This is a genomic window from Pantoea folii (assembly GCF_056678875.1).
The window spans coordinates 121,477-138,494 of record NZ_JBWXON010000015.1 but is presented as its reverse complement, the minus strand read 5'-3'; the positions used below and the strand labels follow the sequence as shown (position 1 = coordinate 138,494).

Sequence of the window (17,018 nt, the reverse complement as noted above, 5' to 3'; positions counted from 1 at the left end):
GTGAAAGGTGAAAGGTGAAAGGTGAAAGGTGAAAGGTGAAAGGTGAAAGGTGAAAGGTGAAAGGTGAAAGGTGAAAGGTGAAAGTGTATTGCGGGCCAGCGAATTAGCCAGCCCGCAAAACGATTACTGCTCCAGCGAGTAGCGCGTCATCGGCGCCACATCTTTGATCAGCCCGTTGGCTTTCATATATTCACCAAACGCCTGATACTTTGCTTTATCAAAGGTGGCGCTGTGCCCATCAAATAGCGGCAATGTCGCTTCCCAGGCCTGATGATTGAGTTTGGTGTTCAGCTCAGGATACTGCTTAATAAACGCCTTCCAGGCTTCTTCCGGATGCGCACGCAACCACACCACACCCGCGTCCAGACCGCGTAAGAATGCCGGAATACGCTTGTCCTGGGCGGCGCTCTTGTTGTTCGCCAGAATGATCAGCTCATCATAAGCGGGCACACCATAATCTTCGGGTTTAAACACGACGGGCTTCGCGCCCTTATCCTGCAAATCGATCAGCTCGTAATTGCGGAAAATGGTCATCGCGCCATCGATTTTGTGCGTCAGCAGCGCCGAAGTGGAATCCATATTCAGGCTGATTAATTTCACCGCATTGACATCCACGCCCTGCGATTTCAGCATATTGCGGATCGCCACATCTTCCGATCCTGGCACCGCGTAACCCAGCGTTTTACCCGCTAAATCTTTGAGCGAATGGATATCGCTGGACACGGTGGTCAGCGTATTCAGCGGCTGACCAATCAGCGTGCCGACACGGATCACCGGAACGTCCTTCTCCACCAGCGTGTAAAGCTGTGGCTGATAGCTGATCGCCAGATCGGCCTTGCCTGCCGCCAGCAACAGCGGCACCGACGCCGAATCAGCCGGGGCGATCATCTCGACATCCAGCCCTTCCTTCTTGAAAGCGCCGCTGTACTGCGCGGCAAAAATGGCCGCATGATTAGGGTTCACAAACCAGTCGAGCAGCAGGCGAACCTTCTGTTCGGCGTGTGCGCTGGTGGTTGCCAGCAGCAGCAAAGCGGTAATCGCGGTACGTAGGGTGTTCAAGGGACGTCCTTATGTTGAGTGCCAGAGGAATTTTTTACGCAGCAACGCGACGCCGCCAGAGAGCAGCAGCGCCAGCATCAATAAGAGCAATAAAGCAGCAAAGCTGGTGGCGGTTTCCAGGCGGGCGTTGGATTGCATCATCAGGTAGCCCAGCCCTTCGCTGGCACCCACCCATTCGCCAATCACCACCCCAATCGGGGCCAGCACCACCGCCATCTGCAAACCGGAAAAGAATTGCGGTAGCGCAGCAGGCCAGCGCACGTGCCAGAAAACCCGTGCGCGCGAAGGATTCAGTGTGCCCGCCAGTTCCAACCAGCCGGAGGGTGTGCGGCACAGGCCATCGAAAAAGGACAGGCACAGTGGGAAGAAAACGATTAACGCGGCGACCACCACTTTGGAGGCGATGCCAAATCCCAGCCACAACACCAGCAGTGGCGCCAGCGCAAACACCGGAATCGCCTGACTGGCGGTCACCAGCGGAAACAGCACGCGGCGTAGAGTCTGGCTGCCCGCCATCAGCACCGCCAGCATCACGCCCGTCCCAACGCCCAGCATCAGCGCCAGCACAATCTCTGCCAGGGTAAACAGCGCGTGATGCGCCAGCAGCTGGCGATGCAGCCATAATGCCTCCAATACCGCCAGTGGCGAAGGCAGCAAAAAGTCAGGCACGCCATGGTGCCGCGCCAGCAGCCAGCCACACAGCAGCACCGCGATCAGATAGATCGCGCTAAACAGTTTTTTCATCTTGATTCAGTCGGGAAAAGAGTTCGCCCTGCGCCTGTAGCAGGCGAGGATCATCAAGGGATCGGGGAGCATCACCCGCAGGCACCGGCCAGCTTTCAACCGCTAACGGCTGGCCATGCAACAGCACGATGTCATCGGCCATACGGCAGGCTTCGAGCGGATCGTGCGTAACCAGCAGCACCGTTTTGCCCTTGAGCAGCGTGGCAGTCAGGGTTTGCAGACTGAGTTTGGTCATCACATCCAGCGTGGCGAAGGGCTCATCCATCAGCACCACTTCGCGTTGGGCATACAGTGTACGTGCCAGTGCCACACGCTGCCGCATCCCGCCTGAAAGCTTATCCGGTGAGGCTTGCGCCACCTCACTCAGCTTTACCTGCTCAAGCAGCGCCAACGCACGCGCGCGGTCCGATTTTTCACCGTTGAGCCGAGCGGAAAGCATCACGTTTTCCAGCACCGTCAGCCACGGATACAACAAATCCTGTTGCCCCATCCACGCCACTTTGCCCGGTAAGCCACTGATTTCGCCCTGTTGTGGCTGCAACAAACCTGCCACCAGCCGCAATAAGGTGCTTTTCCCAATGCCGCTGCGCCCCAACAGCACGGTGGTTTTACCGCCGCGCAGTTGCAGATTGAGTTGCTGGCACAGCGCCTGTTCGCCCCAGCTAAAGGTGATGTCATTAAATCCGATCGGATTCATAGTCGCTTTGCCGCCAACATTGCCAGACGGGTAAACCCTCGCGCTTCCAACACCGAGGCCGCCTGCGCCGCGCGAATGCCGCTGGCACACACCAGCACGATGCGCCGATCCTGCGGCGGCTGCCAATCGACTATGGCGTGCGGCAGAATGCGTTCGACGATGTTCGCTACGCTGACGGGGGCTTCTTCCACACTGCGCAACTCGACAATGCAATCATCTTTCGTCAGCAGTTGCTCATCGATAAAGGGCACGCTGTTTTCTGGCTCTTCCGCGCCGTCAAAACGAAATGCGCGCATATGCCAGTTGATGAAGTCGCAGTTGATCACACTGCCGAGGGGTGAAGGTTGCAGATCCAACAGCACGCTGAGTGCCATCTGCGCCTGCATTGCACCCAAAGTCGCCACTGCCGGTCCCATCACGCCTGCGATGTTGCAGTTGGCTGCGGAGGCGGGTAAGCGTGGAAACAGTGCCCGATAGCTCGGCGCGCTGCCGCAGAAGCCACCGACGTAGCCCTGACGACCTAATACTGATGCACTGATCAAAGGAATCTGCGTTGCCATACAGGCGTCGGAGAGTTGATAGGTCACCGCGAAGTTATCAGCGGCATCAATCACCAGATCGATATCCGTGAGGAGGTGCGGCAGATCGCTGGCGCCGATAGCCCGTGGCACCACCTCTATCTGCACCTCGGGATTACGTTGCACCAGCGCCTGTTGCGCACGTGCTGCCTTGCTGTGACCGATGTCCTGCATCGTAAACAGCGTCTGGCGATGAAGATTGTGTAAGGCCACTTCATCGTCGTCACACAGGCGGATAAAACCGACGCCTGCGCCAACCAGCTGCGGCAGTAATGTAGCGCCCAACCCGCCTGACCCCACCACCAGGACGCACGCATCCGCCAGCTTTTGCTGACCTTCGACACCGATTTCCGGCAGCATCATCTGCCGTTGATAGCGATCCATGATGGCTCCTTAACTCAAACTCGCCAGACCGAAGATCGGTGTTGAAGCTGCCGCCATATCCCGTTTCTCCATCAAACCAGCACTGCGTGCGGCCTGTCCCGCTTCAATCGCCAGCCGGAAACCGTTCGCCATGCCAACCGGATCGCCGGCTTTCGCCACCGCGGTATTGAGCAGGATGCCATCGAAGCCCATCTCCATCGCCTGTGCGGCCTGTGATGGCGCACCGATGCCTGCATCAATTATCAACGGGATGTCGCTGAACCATGCCCGCATCGCGCGTAATCCTTCAATGTTGCGCAGGCCCTGCCCGGAACCGATCGGCGCGCCCCACGGCATCAGCAGTTCACAACCGGCTTCCAGCAGCTTCTCACCGACGATCAAATCTTCGGTGGTGTACGGGAAGACCTGAAAACCGTCCGCACACAGGATGCGTGCCGCTTCAACCAGCGCAAAAGGATCGGGCTGGAGCGTGTCGGCATGCCCGATCACCTCCAGTTTGATCCACGAGGTGTTGAACAGTTCGCGCGCCATCTGCGCGGTGGTCACCGCCTCTTTCACCGTGTGACAGCCTGCGGTATTGGGTAGCACGCGAATATCCAGCCCGGTCAGCAGCTCGCGAAAAGCCGCGCCCGCCGCGCCTTCACGACGCAAACTCACGGTGATGATTTCCGTGCCAGAGGCGGCAATGGCCTGTTGCAGAATCGCCGGTGATGGATAGCCCGCGGTGCCAAGCAGAAAACGTGACTGCGGATCGAAATCGTAAAACATGTTTCAACCTCCCTGCATCGGGGACAAGACTTCCAACTGACAGCCCTCTTCCAGCTGCTGGCTGCTGTACTGACTTTTAGGCACAAAGTTGCCGTTGAAAGCGCTGGCAACGCATGCGGCATCAATTTGCTGCTCGATCAGCAATTCGCTGAGCGTGCTGGCCTCAGTGCGGATCGCCCGGCCGTTAAGCTGAATATTCATAGGATTGTTCCCCGAAAAGGCGCTGCATCAGCTGTTCTGCCATCATTGGCGCCAGCAGAAAACCGTGGCGATACATGCCGTTAAGATAATAAGTGTCGTTTTGATAATGGATTTCTGGCAGGTTGGCCGGATAAGCAGGACGTAAACCGCTGCCGCTTTCGACTACGCGGGCTTCCGCCAGAGCAGGATGAATAGCGTAGGCCGCGCTGAGCAGTTCCATCATGGCGCGCGCGCTAATCGGGCTGGCATCGTCGCTTTCCACCATGGTGGCGCCGAGCATGAAATGACCATTACGGCGCGGCACCAGATAGCAGGGAAAGCGCGGATGCAAGAGGCGAATCGGACGCGAAAAGTGCACTTCATCGCTGTGCAGAATCACCATCTCGCCACGCACAGCACGCAGGCGCGGAAGGTCGGCTTTGGCATGCATGCCACGACAATCAATCACCCGGCCCGAAGGTTGTATTGCATCAAAACGCACGCCGCGCTGTAACAGCTTTTCGCGCATTTCCGTGAGCGCCAGGCGCGGGTCGAGATGTGCTTCCCCGGCAAAAAACAGCCCACGGGCAAAACGCCCGGCCAGCAACGGTTCAATGTCACCGGGATCGACCCATTGGTGCTTTTCGGTCATGCGCGCAAAACGGTTAAGTTCCTGGCTGTCGCGCGGTGGCGCCACCACCAACGTTCCCTGATGTGCCACGCTGCTGACACGCTGTTGCCACCAGCCAGCGGCGTGTTGCCCGAGAGAGATCACTTCCTGCGGGGCACTTTCAGATTCACACCAGGGTGCAAGCATGCCGCCAGCAAACCAGGAAGCAGGCTGGCGGGAGTCGTCGCCAATGACGTCGACGTCTTCGCCGCGTTCAGCCAGCAGCGTCGCCACGCAGAGACCAGCCACGCCGCAGCCTAATACCGTCCAGCGGCTCACAGCAGGTTATCCGGGATATAAAGGGAATTCACATCGGCCTCTCAGTGTTGACTGAGACCCGCAGATACAGGAGGAGGGAAAGGGCGCGAGCGATCCTCTGCGCCAGACAACACCGGAGCGGTGCTGTCAGTCTTCCTACGCCAGTATCAACTGGGTCAGGTTCAAAGGGTCGCTAAGCCGCGCATTGCGCTTTTAGCCTCTCAGTCTCTTTGGCGAGACTCCCCCGACGCGTCTATTTGTATTGCAGGCGCAGGTCGCCGTCAAGCACGGATTACCGCAGATAGCCATCACGTCATCGCATGGCATTTATCGCTACGTACACGTTCTGGATCGAAAACGTAACATATGGTATACAAAGGCATTATTGCTACTTTTCAAGCGCAAAGAAATTATAGGTGATGTTGGACTCATTATGAAAAATATTAGAATTGCCTTTATTAAAGCCGGTTGGCACAAAGAGATTGTGCACAATGCGTTGGTGGGTTTTGAGCAAGAATTAAAAGCACAGAACGTTGAAGCGGAATTAAAAGTGCTGGAAGTGCCGGGCGCATTTGAAATGCCGCTGCTGGCAAAACGCTTAGCGGAAACCGGTAAATACGACGCGATTGTAGCGGCTGCGCTGGTGGTGGATGGCGGTATCTATCGTCACGATTTCGTTGCTGCAGCCGTGGTTGATGGCCTGATGAACGTTCAGCTGACCACCAATGTGCCAGTGTTCTCTGTCTCACTGACGCCGCACAATTTCCAGCCGGTCGATGTGCTGGAAAACTTCTATACCGAACACTTTATTAAGAAAGGCAAAGAGGCCGCGCGTGCTGCGCTGGCGATTCATAATTTGTCGATCGATTAATTCCCTCTCAGGAACACTTCATTATTCGCGGTGAAGTGTTCTTGCTCTCAATAATACCTCCCTGCCCTTAAGAACAATATGTTCTACGTTATTTCGAAAATCGCATAAGCCACTTTCATTACTCTCCTCTGCTACTTCAACTTACGTAAATTTTTGTCGTAAACAGCAAAAGGTGTACAAAAACACTTCACATTCATAGCATTCACTATAATGTATAGCACATGCTATACTTCTCAGGGGATGACTATGTTGACCAGGCACGTTATATCAGTTGTGATGCTTACACTCGCGATGAGCGCTTCAGCGCTTGCCGCTGACAAACTTAAAGTGGTCACCACTTTCACGGTGATCGCAGACATGGCAAAGAACGTCGCAGGTGATGCCGCCGAAGTGACATCCATCACCAAGCCCGGTGCGGAGATCCATGAATACCAACCAACCCCCGGCGATATTCGTCGCGCGCAGGGTGCCGATTTAATCCTGGTAAACGGTTTTAATCTGGAAATGTGGTTTAGCCGCTTCTATCAGCGCCTGAAAGGCGTGCCGCAAGTCACAGTGACCGAGGGCATTGAACCCTTAGGTATTACCGAGGGACCCTACAACGGCAAACCCAACCCACATGCCTGGATGTCACCAGACAATGCGCTGATTTACGTCGATAACATCCGTAAAGCACTGCAAAAATACGATCCTGCCAATGCCGCCGTTTATCAGGCCAATGCGGATCGCTATAAAACGCAAATCCAGCAAACCCTGGCGCCGATGCGCGCGGAGATTGAAAAACTGCCGGAAAACCAGCGCTGGCTGGTGACCAGTGAGGGCGCTTTTTCCTATCTGGCACGTGATTTGGGTCTGAAAGAACTTTATCTCTGGCCGATCAATGCCGATCAGCAAGGCACACCGCAACAGGTGCGCAAAGTGATTGATGCGGTGAGAGCCAACCACATCCCGACTATCTTCAGCGAAAGCACCATCTCCGCCAAACCGGCTCAACAGGTCGCGCGTGAAGCGGGTATTCACTACGGTGGCGTGCTGTATGTTGACTCTCTCAGCAACAGTGACGGGCCGGTTCCGACCTACCTTGATCTGCTGCGCGTGACCACCGATACCGTAGCCAAAGGCATCACCGCCGGGAGCCAAAAATGACCCTAAACGTGCAGGATGTTAGCGTAACCTACCGCAACGGTCACACTGCGCTGCGTCAGGCATCTTTCTCCGTGCCAGCGGGCAGCATCGCCGCGCTGGTGGGCGTCAACGGCTCCGGGAAATCCACACTGTTTAAGGCCATTATGGGCTTCGTGCCGCTTTCGACGGGTCAGGTCACGCTGGCAGAGATGCCCGCGAAGCGTGCGCTAAAACACAATATCGTCTCCTATGTGCCGCAATCCGAAGAGGTGGACTGGAGCTTCCCGGTGCTGGTGGAAGATGTGGTGATGATGGGCCGCTACGGCTATATGAATATGCTGCGCATCCCGCGTGCGGAGGACAAACGCAGCGTGGATAAAGCGCTGGCGCGCGTCGGGATGAGTGATTACCGCCATCGTCAGATTGGTGAACTCTCCGGCGGGCAGAAAAAACGCGTCTTCCTCGCACGTGCGCTGGCGCAGAGTGGGCAACTCATCCTGCTGGATGAGCCCTTCACCGGCGTCGATGTCAAAACCGAGGCGGCGATCATCACCCTGTTGCAGGAGCTGCGCGATGAAGGCCGCACTATGCTGGTCTCCACGCACGATCTTAACACCATCCCTGATTACTGCGACCGCTGTGTGCTGGTCAAAAACACCGTGCTGGCTAGCGGCTTATTGCATGACACTTTCACCGCTGCCAACCTGGCGCGCACCTTTGATGGTGAGGTGCAGCAGCGCAATGCGGCACTGTTGCAGAAGATAGCCGCACGACCGGGGGCGGATCATGTCGTGGATTATTGAGCCCTTCGGTTATCAATACATGCTGAATGCGATGTGGATCGCCGCACTGGTAGGGGCGATTTGCGCGTTTCTTTCCTGCTTTCTGATGCTGAAAGGCTGGTCGCTGATTGGTGATGCGCTATCCCATTCGATTGTGCCGGGTGTGGCTGGCGCTTACATGCTGGGCCTGCCCTTCTCGCTTGGTGCCTTTCTCTCCGGCGGACTGGCGGCGGGCAGCATGCTGTTCCTTAACCAGCGTACACGCCTGAAAGAGGATGCGATCATCGGACTGATCTTCTCCTCCTTCTTCGGCATCGGGCTCTTTCTGGTGTCACTCAATCCGACGTCGGTCAATATTCAAACCATAATGCTGGGCAACATCCTCGCGGTGGCGCCCGCCGATATCTGGCAGCTCGGCACCATCGGCGTGGTGACGCTGACGTTGCTGCTGCTGAAGTGGAAAGATTTGATGGTGACGTTCTTTGATGAAAGCCACGCGCGCTCACTTGGGCTGAATACCACCGGCTTGAAAATCCTATTCTTTACCCTGCTCGCCGCCTCCACCGTCGCCGCATTGCAAACCGTTGGCGCCTTTATGGTGATTTGTCTGGTGGTCACACCGGGCGCCACCGCTTATCTGCTGACTGACCGCTTCCCGCGTTTGTTGTTGATTGCCGTGGCTATCGGCAGCATCACTAGCTTCCTTGGCGCGTGGAGCAGCTATTTCCTTGATGGTGCCACTGGCGGCGTGATCGTGGTGGCACAGACTCTGGTGTTCCTGCTGGCGTTTGTGTTTGCGCCTAAACACGGCGTGCTGGCGGCACGGCGACGCGCTCGTCTGGCGCAGGAGGTCAACCTCAATGATTGAAATACTGCTGAGTCCTTTCGAATTCGAATTTATGAATATGGCGCTGATCATCACGCTGATTTTGTCGCTGCCGTGCGCCATGCTGTCCGCATTTTTAGTGTTAAAAGGCTGGTCACTGCTCGGCGATGCCATGAGTCACGCGGTGTTTCCCGGCGTGGTGCTGGCGTGGTGGATCGGCTTTCCTTTTGCGATTGGCGCCTTTATCGCGGGCATGCTGTGCGCACTCGCCACTGGCTTTATCAGCCAGAACAGTCGCATCAAACCTGACACGGTAATGGGTATTGTGTTCTCCGGCATGTTCGGCGCCGGGCTGGTGCTCTATCTCAAGCTCAAACCGGAAGTCCATCTAGATCACATTCTGTTCGGCGATATGCTGGGCATTGGCTGGGCGGATATCGCGCAAACTGCCGCCATTGCGCTACTGGTGGTGCTGGTGCTAAGCGTGAAATGGCGCGATCTGTTGCTGCATGCCTTTGACCCACAACAGGCGCGCGCCTGTGGCATCAACGATAATGTGATGCATTATGGGCTGCTGTGTTTAATTGCGCTCACCATCGTTGCCGCGCTGAAATCGGTGGGAGTGATTTTGTCGATCGCCATGCTGATCGCGCCAGGAGCGATCGCTCTACTACTGGCGCGACGATTCTTACAGGTCATGCTGCTGGCGGCGCTGATTGCCATCCTGACAGGATTTTGCGGAGTGTACGCGTCGTTCTTCCTCGATAGCGCGCCGGGCCCCACCATCGTAGTGCTGTATAGCCTGTTATTTGTGGTGACGTTTGTGAGTGTGAGCTGGCGTGAAAATGCGAATCGTCACGGCTCTGCGGCTATCAAATAAAATGATTTCAGGCCGCAAATCTTAGGATTGGGCCATAAATTTAATTTATTGGGCCGATAATGAGTGAAATGGGCTCTAAAATATTTATAATGGGCCGTAAATGTTCGGGGTGGGCCATAAATTATGATGCCGTGGGCCATTAACGTTCAATATGGGCCACAAATCTACCTGGTCTTAAGCTTTCAGCGAGTGCAAAGCACGGGCCAGGTAGATTTCTGATTTATGGATTTTAAGCTAATCCCAGAGGCATACGATTTTGATCCAGCCAACCTCCCCAGATGATCTTTCAAACCTTCAACACCAAATTCTCTCAACTATCGCAAGTGCCGAGTCTTCGCTTAGTTCCGGTGACCTCGCGGGCCGTCTTGGTGTGGGTCGTTCAACGATCAAACGGCATATCGAGGTTTTGCTTGGTCAAAGCAAAATTACCCGGCATGGCGTAGGACGAGGGACTCGGTATACCGCGCAGGCGCCCATTAACAAGCTGCCCCAATCCGGTTCATCGGTGACAGAGAAGACCCCTGAATATCATTCTTCTTCCCTCACTACAGCTCAATCATTGCATCAATATCTAAACTTACCTCTGTCAGTCAGGGATATTTCCGGGTATGACCGAAGCTTCGTGGACAATTATATTCCAAACGAAACGTTCCTACTGCCTCAAACGCTAGCCCTGGCCTTAATGAATGAAGGCAAAATGGCAGGGCAACAGCCCGCTGGTACCTACGCGCGAAAAGTTCTGGAGCAATTGCTCATTGATTTGTCCTGGTCATCCTCTCAACTTGAAGGAAACCGATATTCATTGCTGGCCACAGAAGAACTGTTCAAAAGTGGCGCGGCTTCGAATGATTTGGATGCCGTCATGCTGCTTAACCATAAACAGGCAATTGAGTTTTTGGTCGATGCAGTCCCTGAATCTGGATTAACTGGACCGGTAATCAGTAACCTGCATGCCTTATTGATGCATGATTTACTGTCAAATCCTGACGAGTTGGGAGCGTTCAGACGCAAAATCGTGAATATTTCGGGAACCACCTACACTCCACTACAGGCACCTTTCTTATTACAGGAAATGTTCGACATTATTATCAAAAAAGCACGGCTGATTAATAATCCTGTGGAGTCAGCCTTTTTCCTATGGGTCAATATCGCTTATCTGCAACCCTTCGAAGATGGAAACAAAAGAACCAGCAGGCTGGCCGCGAATATTCCGCTTATGATTTACAACAGTGCTCCACTCTCCTTTCTTGATGCTGATGTCACAAGCTATGCCTACGCGATGATGGGGATTTATGAAAAACGTGACGTGACTTTAGCCGTTGAGTTGTTCGAACATTTATATCGTCGTTCAATCAAACGCTATGCCGTCACACTGGAAGCCATGGGCGTTCCGGATCCGTTTAGACTTCGTCACAGAGAAGATTTAAACACCACTATTCGCTTAATCATTGCAGAGGGTCAGAATATTGAGTCTGCGATGCAGGTGATTGATATTGTTCCTGAAGACAGAGCGCGATTTATGCAGCTTTTACAGAACGAGCTACGCATATTAAGTACGTTAAATTGTGCCCGGTATCGTCTATCAATATCGCTAACGGAGCAGTGGATCCGTCAGGGGCGGCCATGTTAGTAGTGAGGCCGACATACATCTTACATACCCGTTTTTGGCTAACCCGCATCGCGGCTTAACGTTATAGTGCCCTCTCTGATGACGATATGAAACCGGCATGAAACTTACCCTCGACAATGATCTCACCATTCGCAAGCTGCTGATTTTCAGCTGCTACATGGAAACGGAAAACCTCGCAAGAGCGGCAGAAACGCTGGGGATCAGCACCGTGAGCGTGCATCGTGCGCTACACACGCTGGAAGAGAGTTTGCACTGTCCGCTGTTTGAACATAAAGGCCGCAACCTGGTGGCACTGCCCGCCGCTACGACGCTGCTGGAATACAGCCGGGAAGCGCTGGCCACGCTGAGTCAGGGCATTGATGAAACACGACGCACTGCAGGTATCGGTCTGGGGCATCTGCGTGTGGGCACCTTATATTCTCTGTCGCTGGAAACCGTGCCGCGTCTGATCATGAAAATGAAACTGCGCCGCCCCGAGTTAGAACTCAACCTCACCATGGGCTCCAATGATTTGCTGCTGCGCGCGCTGAAAGATAATCAGTTGGATGCGATTATCATTTCTGTCAGCGAAGCCGAGATCGATGAAAAGATTTTTGAGCAGGTGGCGCTGTTTCAGGATGACATCTTCCTCGCCGTACCAGCGGGCCACGGCGATAAAAGCGAGGAAGATATCGACCTGCGTCGCTACAGCGATAAACCCTTTGTCTCGCTGGCAGAAGGCTTTGCTACCTTTGCCGGATTTCAGGAAGCCTGCCACGTAGCCGGTTTTGAGCCCAACATCGTCACACGCGTGAATGACATCTTCTCGATGCTCAGTCTGGTGCAGGCCGGCATGGGCTATTCGCTGGTGCCGGGCAGGATGCGTAAGCAGTATGAAAACGATCTGCGTTTTCTCCGCTTAGCCGAGCCGTATCAAATGCGACAGCAGATCGCTATCGTGTTTCCGCGCAACCGCGAACATGATCCAAATCTGCTGGCACTGGTGGCTGAAGGGCGTATGTTCGCCCTGAGTTTGCAGGAAAAGGTTCAGCGTGCCAGCCGCTGAAACAGACGCAGCGCCACTTCAGCGCCGCTGCGCTCAAGGGCGATACACTCGCCCTGGCACTGCACACTACGCGTTAAGCCCGTCAGCACTTCGCCGGGCGGCATCTCAATCACCAGACGCACGTCGCGTTCTTTCGCCGCCACCATCGCTTCATGCCAGCGCACGCTGCGCGCCATGTTCATCGCCAGATCGTCGGCAATACGTTCCGGCTGCCAGAGAACGCGGGCGCTGCTGCCGCTGAGAAAAGCGAATTGCGAGCGTTGCAACCTGACTTTATCAATAGCGGCTTTGAGTTGCTGCGCGGGACTATCCAGTAACGCACAGTGTGAAGGCACGCTGATCGCCAGCCGCTGCGCTCGTTGTGCCCCTTGCGCCAGCGCCCGCTGCGCCACTGCGGCCATGGCACTATCGCTTCCCGCAATCACAATCTGTGTTTCGGCATTAATGTTGGCAATGAAACTGTTTTGTCCATCTACCAGCGCTTCAACTTGCGCCAGCGTCATCCCACTGATAGCCGTCAAACCATAGCCCTGCGGATACGCCTGCTCCATCAGTTCACCGCGTAACGCCACAAGGTGCAGAGCATCGGTAAAATCCAAAGCACCGGCTATCACCGCCGCAGGATACGCACCAATCGACAGACCACACACCATATCGGGCTGCACGCCGCTGGCGATCAGCTGGCGCGCTGCTGACACGCCCGCAATCAGTAGCGCCAGCTGCACTGCGCGCGTATGTTGCAGTGCGACAGCCGAATCGAGCTGCATCAGTTCATCACCCAGCACCTGATGCGCTACCTGCCAGGTCTTATCGCGTGGCAGCGACTGCAACATGCCAGGCCGTTGCGTGCCCTGCCCCGGAAAAGTGAACAGCGTTTTCATTCGATTTCCTCCGTCCAGGGAAGATGTGTCAGGCGTGGACCGCGTGCGGTTTTCAGCAACACGCGCCCCTCGCGCAGCCACTCATTAAGCGCGAAGGCACCCACCGGCGTTTCCACCTGGGTATCAGCCCGACAGGGCAAACGTGACACTTGTTGCTGCCAGGCCGTCACCTCCTCCGCCTGCAACGGCTGCGGTGCGCGAATTAACAGGTCGAGATCGCTCGAGGCATGCAGCACCGGCAATCCGGTCGTTAAGGCAAATCCCGTGCTGCCGGTCACGCCCCACGACCATGACCAGCGCTGCTGATGAAGTTGCATCACTGCCTCAACCGTGGGTAATGCGCGAAACACAGAATCGCTTGCATGCGCCAGTAGCCCCTCCGGTGTATCAATCCGCAGCACATCCTGCTCCCGCACCCATCCCGCCGCCCGTTGATGGCGAGCACTGCCACGCACGCCAATCGGAATGCGATCCTGCTGCATCACATCACGCCGCACCACGACCGGCTGCTGAGCGTTCCACTGTTGCGCCACCCAGCTTTCCTTAATGTCGAGCAGCGTGGTATCAGCGTGCAGCCAGAGCAGATCGTGTGGGCGGATATTCATCATTACATTCCTGAAGTTAGGCTAATAAACAGCGGCAGTGACACAATCGACAGCAGCGAACTCAGTAACAGTACCGCTTCGGCATCCGGTGACTGCACACCAAAGCGATTACCAAATACCACACCAAAGAAACCGGCTGACAGCGCAATCATCAGAATCGCGGTGATCGCGACGGTGCCGTGCAAACCAAACAACATCACAATGCCCCACGCCAGTAACGGTTGGATCAGCAGTTTGGTCACTGTCGAGCTGATCACCATGCTGTTGATTTTCAGCTGACGTGCCGAGAGGATCACCCCGGTCAGGAACAGTGCGGCGGCGGTGGCAGCCAGACCGAGCGGTTTAATCGCGGCCAGCACCAAATCCGGCATTTTGATGCCAATGGCTGACAGCACCACGCCTAATAGCGGTCCCAGTACAATCGGTTTTTTCACCGAACGCCACATCAACACCGGCAGCATCGCCAGTGTTGAACGCTGTGTTTCCCCGGCGGTGCGCGCTTTTTCACGCTCCAGAATCAGAAGGCAGAAAGGCGTCATCAGCACCGAACCGCAGGCAATGGAGACGGCAACAGAGAGCGATGTCGCCGAACCTTCTCCTACCACGCTGCCAAGGATGGGTAAACCTAGCGCTGCGTAATTAGGCAACGCCACAGTCAGCGTCAATACAGCCGCATCCTGTGGCGACTTTTTGAAGATTTTAGTGGCAACAAAATAGAGCACCGCATAGGCCACCCACATCGCCAGCGTCAGCACCACAATCAGCGGCATCTGCGCCACAATCCCGCTCCACGGCGTTTGTACCGTGGCGCTAAACAACGCGGCGGGCAGTGCAAAATCCATCACAAAAATATTCAGTAAAGAGACGTTCTTGTTATCAACCATTTTGGCTTTGCCGGCCCAGAATCCGAGCAACATGATAATGAAGATCGGAGCCAGAGCATGCAGAATCACGTAAGTCATAAATCACCTGTTTGTTATTAAAAGAGTGAGTACTGACGCGATGGTGTTGAATTTATCAGTTGCCGCAGAGGCCGGACGCCGCGTGCGTCCGGCATACTGACAGCCGGCAGGTTGATTTAATGCTTTTTATTATTAGGGAATTACCAACTGGCGCGCAGACGTTCGCGCACCAGTGCCGAGCTTTGACGATTCGGTGCCGCCAGGCGCGAACCTCGACCCGGCACACGGCGCGTATCGTCAATCGCTTCCGCCAGCGTGGCTTTAACACGCGTGACCTCTTCGGCCGTCGGCGCATCCGGATGGGTGATGTCCAGCAAAGATGACAACAGGCCGAGCGTGGCGTAATTACCGATGTCATAGGCCATCGGCGGTACGCTGGCAGCAAGTTTCTCCAGCGCTTCCACGGTGCGCAGGGTGATACGCGCCGCCGAGGCTTTACCCATGGCGTGCACCTGCACGGCCGGGTCGTTAAACGCGATCAGTCGATTGGCCTGATAACCGTGCGCCAGAAACGCGCCGGACATGGCCTTACCCACGATCAGCCCAATCACCGGATGCCCGGCCAGATGCGCTTGTGCATAAGCACCCGCAGCGCCCGCCAGGGCCTGATGAATACCAAAGCCCTCTTCACGGCGGCCATAAGCCTGACTTGGCACATCAATCACCGCAATGATGGGTCGCTTCACTGCGTTTGCGGCGTCTTCCGCAATGGTCTCTTGCACCACTTTTGCCAGCGTCCAGCCTTCCAGCAAACCGACTTCGCCTTGCGCAGCGCGTGGATAGCGATTGTGCGCATCCGGAACGACAGCAATGAAACGAGCGGTTTCGCCATTGAGTTCGGCATCCGCGACCTGCACGGATGGGCAAAGCCCAGTGTGGCGGGCAGCGCCGCCGGTTAACTGGCTGAGCCACAGCTCACCCCGACTATTGTGTGCGCTCATGATTTCACCTCCGGGGTAAAGACCTGATGAATGGTGGCTGTGCTGGCCTGTTGAGCGGTATCGAAATGGCTTAAACGCTCAAGATAAAATGCATAGTTTTCGCTGCGATGCTGTGCCGGAACCCCTTGCGCCAACGCTGCATCCACCGCCGTTTTCACTGCCTGCACGCCGTCCTGCACTAACGCATCGACCAGCTCACTTTGATAACGAATCTCGCCGCCGGTCATGCTCCAGATAAACGGACGATCGCGCGAGTCATACTCATCAATCCCCGCTTCCTGCTCAATCACCTGCGGGCCATTGAGTCCCAGACGTGCTTCACGCGTCACAATCAAGTGACTGCACAGCGCGGCGGCGATCGACATCCCGCCAAAGCAGCCAACGGTCCCGGCAACAATGCCAATCACCGGTGTGTATTGACGCAGATCGACGATGGCGGCGTGAATATCCGCAATCGCCGCCAGCCCCAAATTGGCTTCCTGCAAGCGCACGCCGCCGGTTTCCAGACACAAAATGGCCTGGGTTGGAATGCCGTTGCGGTTGTCTTCAGCCGCCAACTCCAGCGCACCGGCCATTTTTGCGCCGGAGACTTCCCCCATGCTGCCGCCCTGGAAGGTGCCTTCAATGGCAATTACCACGGTGGGATTGCTGTTAAGCGTGCCTTTCATCACCACCATGCCGTCATCGGCCTGCGGCACAATGCCCTGTTTCTCCAACCAGGGAGACATCACACCTTCGAACGGATCGAGCAGTTCGCGCGCACTGCCGCTGTCCAGCAATGCCAGCGCACGCTGACGGGCGCGTAATTCGATAAAGCTGCTGTCATCACGCATGGTTTACCTCCTCAAACACCTGTTCGATACGGATACGCGCGACACCCGGCGTAGCACCGAAATCGTGGATCACCAGTTGGCCCGCTGGTAGTTCAGTCAGTTCCGACAGGCGGCTGAACAGCGCATCCCAACGCGCTTTGCTGTTATCCACCGAGGTGGTGATCGTCACGCTAAGCAAGGCGCTGTTATCCGCGCGATAAATGACTTCCATATCTCCTGAGCCCACCACGCCAGCCAGCGCTTGTCCGCTGAGCGTGCGACGTGCCGGGTAAGACAACGTTATCTTTTCCATAGCAACC

20 protein-coding genes and 1 riboswitch are annotated in these 17,018 nt (G+C 55.7%); of the genes, 7 read left to right on the top strand and 13 right to left on the bottom strand.

Annotation, left to right across the window (positions count from 1 at the left end; genetic code table 11):
* Nucleotides 1-123: 123 nt before the first annotated feature.
* Genes AC1MDE_RS17780 through AC1MDE_RS17750 form a run of 7 tightly spaced genes read right to left on the bottom strand, consistent with a single transcriptional unit; the run spans nt 124 to nt 5,359 of the window.
* Complete coding sequence (locus tag AC1MDE_RS17780; protein ID WP_058960325.1) at nt 124-1,059, bottom strand: ABC transporter substrate-binding protein; 936 nt, start codon at nt 1,057-1,059, stop codon at nt 124-126.
* Nucleotides 1,060-1,068: 9 nt separating this feature from the next.
* Nucleotides 1,069-1,803: an ABC transporter permease gene (locus AC1MDE_RS17775; RefSeq protein ID WP_480344914.1), complete on the bottom strand. Its 735-nt coding sequence runs from the start codon at nt 1,801-1,803 to the stop codon at nt 1,069-1,071.
* Complete coding sequence (locus tag AC1MDE_RS17770; RefSeq protein WP_479400290.1) at nt 1,787-2,500, bottom strand: ABC transporter ATP-binding protein; 714 nt, start codon at nt 2,498-2,500, stop codon at nt 1,787-1,789. The genes AC1MDE_RS17775 and AC1MDE_RS17770 overlap by 17 nt, the downstream gene beginning before the upstream one ends.
* Nucleotides 2,497-3,462, bottom strand: a complete 966-nt coding sequence (locus AC1MDE_RS17765) for a ThiF family adenylyltransferase (protein ID WP_480344913.1) — start codon at nt 3,460-3,462, stop codon at nt 2,497-2,499. The genes AC1MDE_RS17770 and AC1MDE_RS17765 overlap by 4 nt, the downstream gene beginning before the upstream one ends.
* Nucleotides 3,463-3,471: 9 nt before the next feature.
* Entirely contained in the window at nt 3,472-4,230 is a 759-nt protein-coding gene (locus tag AC1MDE_RS17760; RefSeq protein WP_058960329.1) for a thiazole synthase, read from the bottom strand.
* A 3-nt stretch (nt 4,231-4,233) separates the two neighbouring features.
* Nucleotides 4,234-4,431 (bottom strand): sulfur carrier protein ThiS, encoded by a 198-nt coding sequence (thiS, locus tag AC1MDE_RS17755; RefSeq protein ID WP_034830370.1) that lies wholly within the window; start codon nt 4,429-4,431, stop codon nt 4,234-4,236.
* Nucleotides 4,415-5,359, bottom strand: coding sequence for an FAD-dependent oxidoreductase (locus AC1MDE_RS17750; RefSeq protein ID WP_480344912.1), 945 nt, complete (start codon nt 5,357-5,359; stop codon nt 4,415-4,417). The genes thiS and AC1MDE_RS17750 overlap by 17 nt, the downstream gene beginning before the upstream one ends.
* A gap of 115 nt (nt 5,360-5,474) precedes the next feature.
* Nucleotides 5,475-5,594, bottom strand: a riboswitch (TPP riboswitch).
* Nucleotides 5,595-5,771: 177 nt separating this feature from the next.
* Here AC1MDE_RS17750 and AC1MDE_RS17745 point away from each other — a divergent pair.
* The 7 genes from AC1MDE_RS17745 (at nt 5,772) to AC1MDE_RS17715 (ending at nt 12,497) form a co-directional block, all read left to right on the top strand.
* Nucleotides 5,772-6,209: a 6,7-dimethyl-8-ribityllumazine synthase gene (locus tag AC1MDE_RS17745; RefSeq protein ID WP_034830445.1), complete on the top strand. Its 438-nt coding sequence runs from the start codon at nt 5,772-5,774 to the stop codon at nt 6,207-6,209.
* A gap of 276 nt (nt 6,210-6,485) precedes the next feature.
* Complete coding sequence (locus tag AC1MDE_RS17740; protein WP_480344911.1) at nt 6,486-7,355, top strand: metal ABC transporter substrate-binding protein; 870 nt, start codon at nt 6,486-6,488, stop codon at nt 7,353-7,355.
* The gene (locus tag AC1MDE_RS17735; RefSeq protein ID WP_480344910.1) at nt 7,352-8,137 is read left to right on the top strand and encodes a manganese/iron ABC transporter ATP-binding protein; all 786 of its coding nucleotides are present in this window, start codon (nt 7,352-7,354) and stop codon (nt 8,135-8,137) included. Before AC1MDE_RS17740 ends, AC1MDE_RS17735 begins: the two co-directional genes overlap by 4 nt.
* Complete coding sequence (sitC, locus tag AC1MDE_RS17730) at nt 8,121-8,984, top strand: iron/manganese ABC transporter permease subunit SitC (RefSeq protein WP_480344909.1); 864 nt, start codon at nt 8,121-8,123, stop codon at nt 8,982-8,984. The genes AC1MDE_RS17735 and sitC overlap by 17 nt, the downstream gene beginning before the upstream one ends.
* Nucleotides 8,977-9,822 (top strand): metal ABC transporter permease, encoded by an 846-nt coding sequence (locus AC1MDE_RS17725; protein ID WP_058960333.1) that lies wholly within the window; start codon nt 8,977-8,979, stop codon nt 9,820-9,822. Before sitC ends, AC1MDE_RS17725 begins: the two co-directional genes overlap by 8 nt.
* Before the next feature lie 256 nt (nt 9,823-10,078).
* The gene (locus tag AC1MDE_RS17720; protein ID WP_479400295.1) at nt 10,079-11,452 is read left to right on the top strand and encodes a Fic family protein; all 1,374 of its coding nucleotides are present in this window, start codon (nt 10,079-10,081) and stop codon (nt 11,450-11,452) included.
* 97 nt (nt 11,453-11,549) lie between these two features.
* On the top strand, nt 11,550-12,497 hold the full coding sequence (locus AC1MDE_RS17715) for a LysR family transcriptional regulator (RefSeq protein WP_058960334.1): 948 nt from the start codon (nt 11,550-11,552) through the stop codon (nt 12,495-12,497).
* On the opposite strand, the gene mdcH is transcribed toward AC1MDE_RS17715, so the two are convergent.
* The 6 genes from mdcH to mdcC form a co-directional block, all read right to left on the bottom strand.
* Nucleotides 12,479-13,378, bottom strand: a complete 900-nt coding sequence (gene mdcH, locus AC1MDE_RS17710) for a malonate decarboxylase subunit epsilon (protein WP_479400296.1) — start codon at nt 13,376-13,378, stop codon at nt 12,479-12,481. The genes AC1MDE_RS17715 and mdcH overlap by 19 nt on opposite strands.
* Nucleotides 13,375-13,983 (bottom strand): malonate decarboxylase holo-ACP synthase, encoded by a 609-nt coding sequence (locus AC1MDE_RS17705; RefSeq protein WP_058961685.1) that lies wholly within the window; start codon nt 13,981-13,983, stop codon nt 13,375-13,377. The genes mdcH and AC1MDE_RS17705 overlap by 4 nt, the downstream gene beginning before the upstream one ends.
* 2 nt (nt 13,984-13,985) lie before the next feature.
* Nucleotides 13,986-14,945 carry an AEC family transporter gene (locus tag AC1MDE_RS17700; protein ID WP_058961684.1) on the bottom strand — a complete coding sequence of 320 codons (960 nt, stop codon included), beginning with the start codon at nt 14,943-14,945 and terminating at the stop codon, nt 13,986-13,988.
* A gap of 140 nt (nt 14,946-15,085) precedes the next feature.
* Nucleotides 15,086-15,886, bottom strand: a complete 801-nt coding sequence (gene mdcE / locus AC1MDE_RS17695) for a biotin-independent malonate decarboxylase subunit gamma (RefSeq protein ID WP_480344908.1) — start codon at nt 15,884-15,886, stop codon at nt 15,086-15,088.
* Entirely contained in the window at nt 15,883-16,719 is an 837-nt protein-coding gene (locus AC1MDE_RS17690) for a biotin-independent malonate decarboxylase subunit beta (RefSeq protein WP_480344907.1), read from the bottom strand. The genes mdcE and AC1MDE_RS17690 overlap by 4 nt, the downstream gene beginning before the upstream one ends.
* On the bottom strand, nt 16,712-17,011 hold the full coding sequence (mdcC, locus tag AC1MDE_RS17685; protein ID WP_479400299.1) for a malonate decarboxylase acyl carrier protein: 300 nt from the start codon (nt 17,009-17,011) through the stop codon (nt 16,712-16,714). Before mdcC ends, AC1MDE_RS17690 begins: the two co-directional genes overlap by 8 nt.
* Nucleotides 17,012-17,018: the final 7 nt, after the last annotated feature.

Bases quoted from the DNA above. Each gene is read 5' to 3' on its own strand.
- mdcC (WP_479400299.1), bottom strand. From the start codon at position 17,011: ATGGAAAAGATAACGTTGTCTTACCCGGCACGTCGCACGCTCAGCGGA.
- AC1MDE_RS17770 (WP_479400290.1), bottom strand. From the start codon at position 2,500: ATGAATCCGATCGGATTTAATGACATCACCTTTAGCTGGGGCGAACAG.
- AC1MDE_RS17725 (WP_058960333.1), top strand. From the start codon at position 8,977: ATGATTGAAATACTGCTGAGTCCTTTCGAATTCGAATTTATGAATATG.
- AC1MDE_RS17775 (WP_480344914.1), bottom strand. From the start codon at position 1,803: ATGAAAAAACTGTTTAGCGCGATCTATCTGATCGCGGTGCTGCTGTGT.
- AC1MDE_RS17735 (WP_480344910.1), top strand. From the start codon at position 7,352: ATGACCCTAAACGTGCAGGATGTTAGCGTAACCTACCGCAACGGTCAC.
- thiS (WP_034830370.1), bottom strand. From the start codon at position 4,431: ATGAATATTCAGCTTAACGGCCGGGCGATCCGCACTGAGGCCAGCACG.
- AC1MDE_RS17715 (WP_058960334.1), top strand. From the start codon at position 11,550: ATGAAACTTACCCTCGACAATGATCTCACCATTCGCAAGCTGCTGATT.
- AC1MDE_RS17705 (WP_058961685.1), bottom strand. From the start codon at position 13,983: ATGAATATCCGCCCACACGATCTGCTCTGGCTGCACGCTGATACCACG.
- AC1MDE_RS17765 (WP_480344913.1), bottom strand. From the start codon at position 3,462: ATGGATCGCTATCAACGGCAGATGATGCTGCCGGAAATCGGTGTCGAA.
- AC1MDE_RS17740 (WP_480344911.1), top strand. From the start codon at position 6,486: ATGCTTACACTCGCGATGAGCGCTTCAGCGCTTGCCGCTGACAAACTT.
- AC1MDE_RS17700 (WP_058961684.1), bottom strand. From the start codon at position 14,945: ATGACTTACGTGATTCTGCATGCTCTGGCTCCGATCTTCATTATCATG.
- AC1MDE_RS17760 (WP_058960329.1), bottom strand. From the start codon at position 4,230: ATGTTTTACGATTTCGATCCGCAGTCACGTTTTCTGCTTGGCACCGCG.
- mdcE (WP_480344908.1), bottom strand. From the start codon at position 15,886: ATGAGCGCACACAATAGTCGGGGTGAGCTGTGGCTCAGCCAGTTAACC.
- mdcH (WP_479400296.1), bottom strand. From the start codon at position 13,378: ATGAAAACGCTGTTCACTTTTCCGGGGCAGGGCACGCAACGGCCTGGC.
- AC1MDE_RS17745 (WP_034830445.1), top strand. From the start codon at position 5,772: ATGAAAAATATTAGAATTGCCTTTATTAAAGCCGGTTGGCACAAAGAG.
- AC1MDE_RS17690 (WP_480344907.1), bottom strand. From the start codon at position 16,719: ATGCGTGATGACAGCAGCTTTATCGAATTACGCGCCCGTCAGCGTGCG.
- sitC (WP_480344909.1), top strand. From the start codon at position 8,121: ATGTCGTGGATTATTGAGCCCTTCGGTTATCAATACATGCTGAATGCG.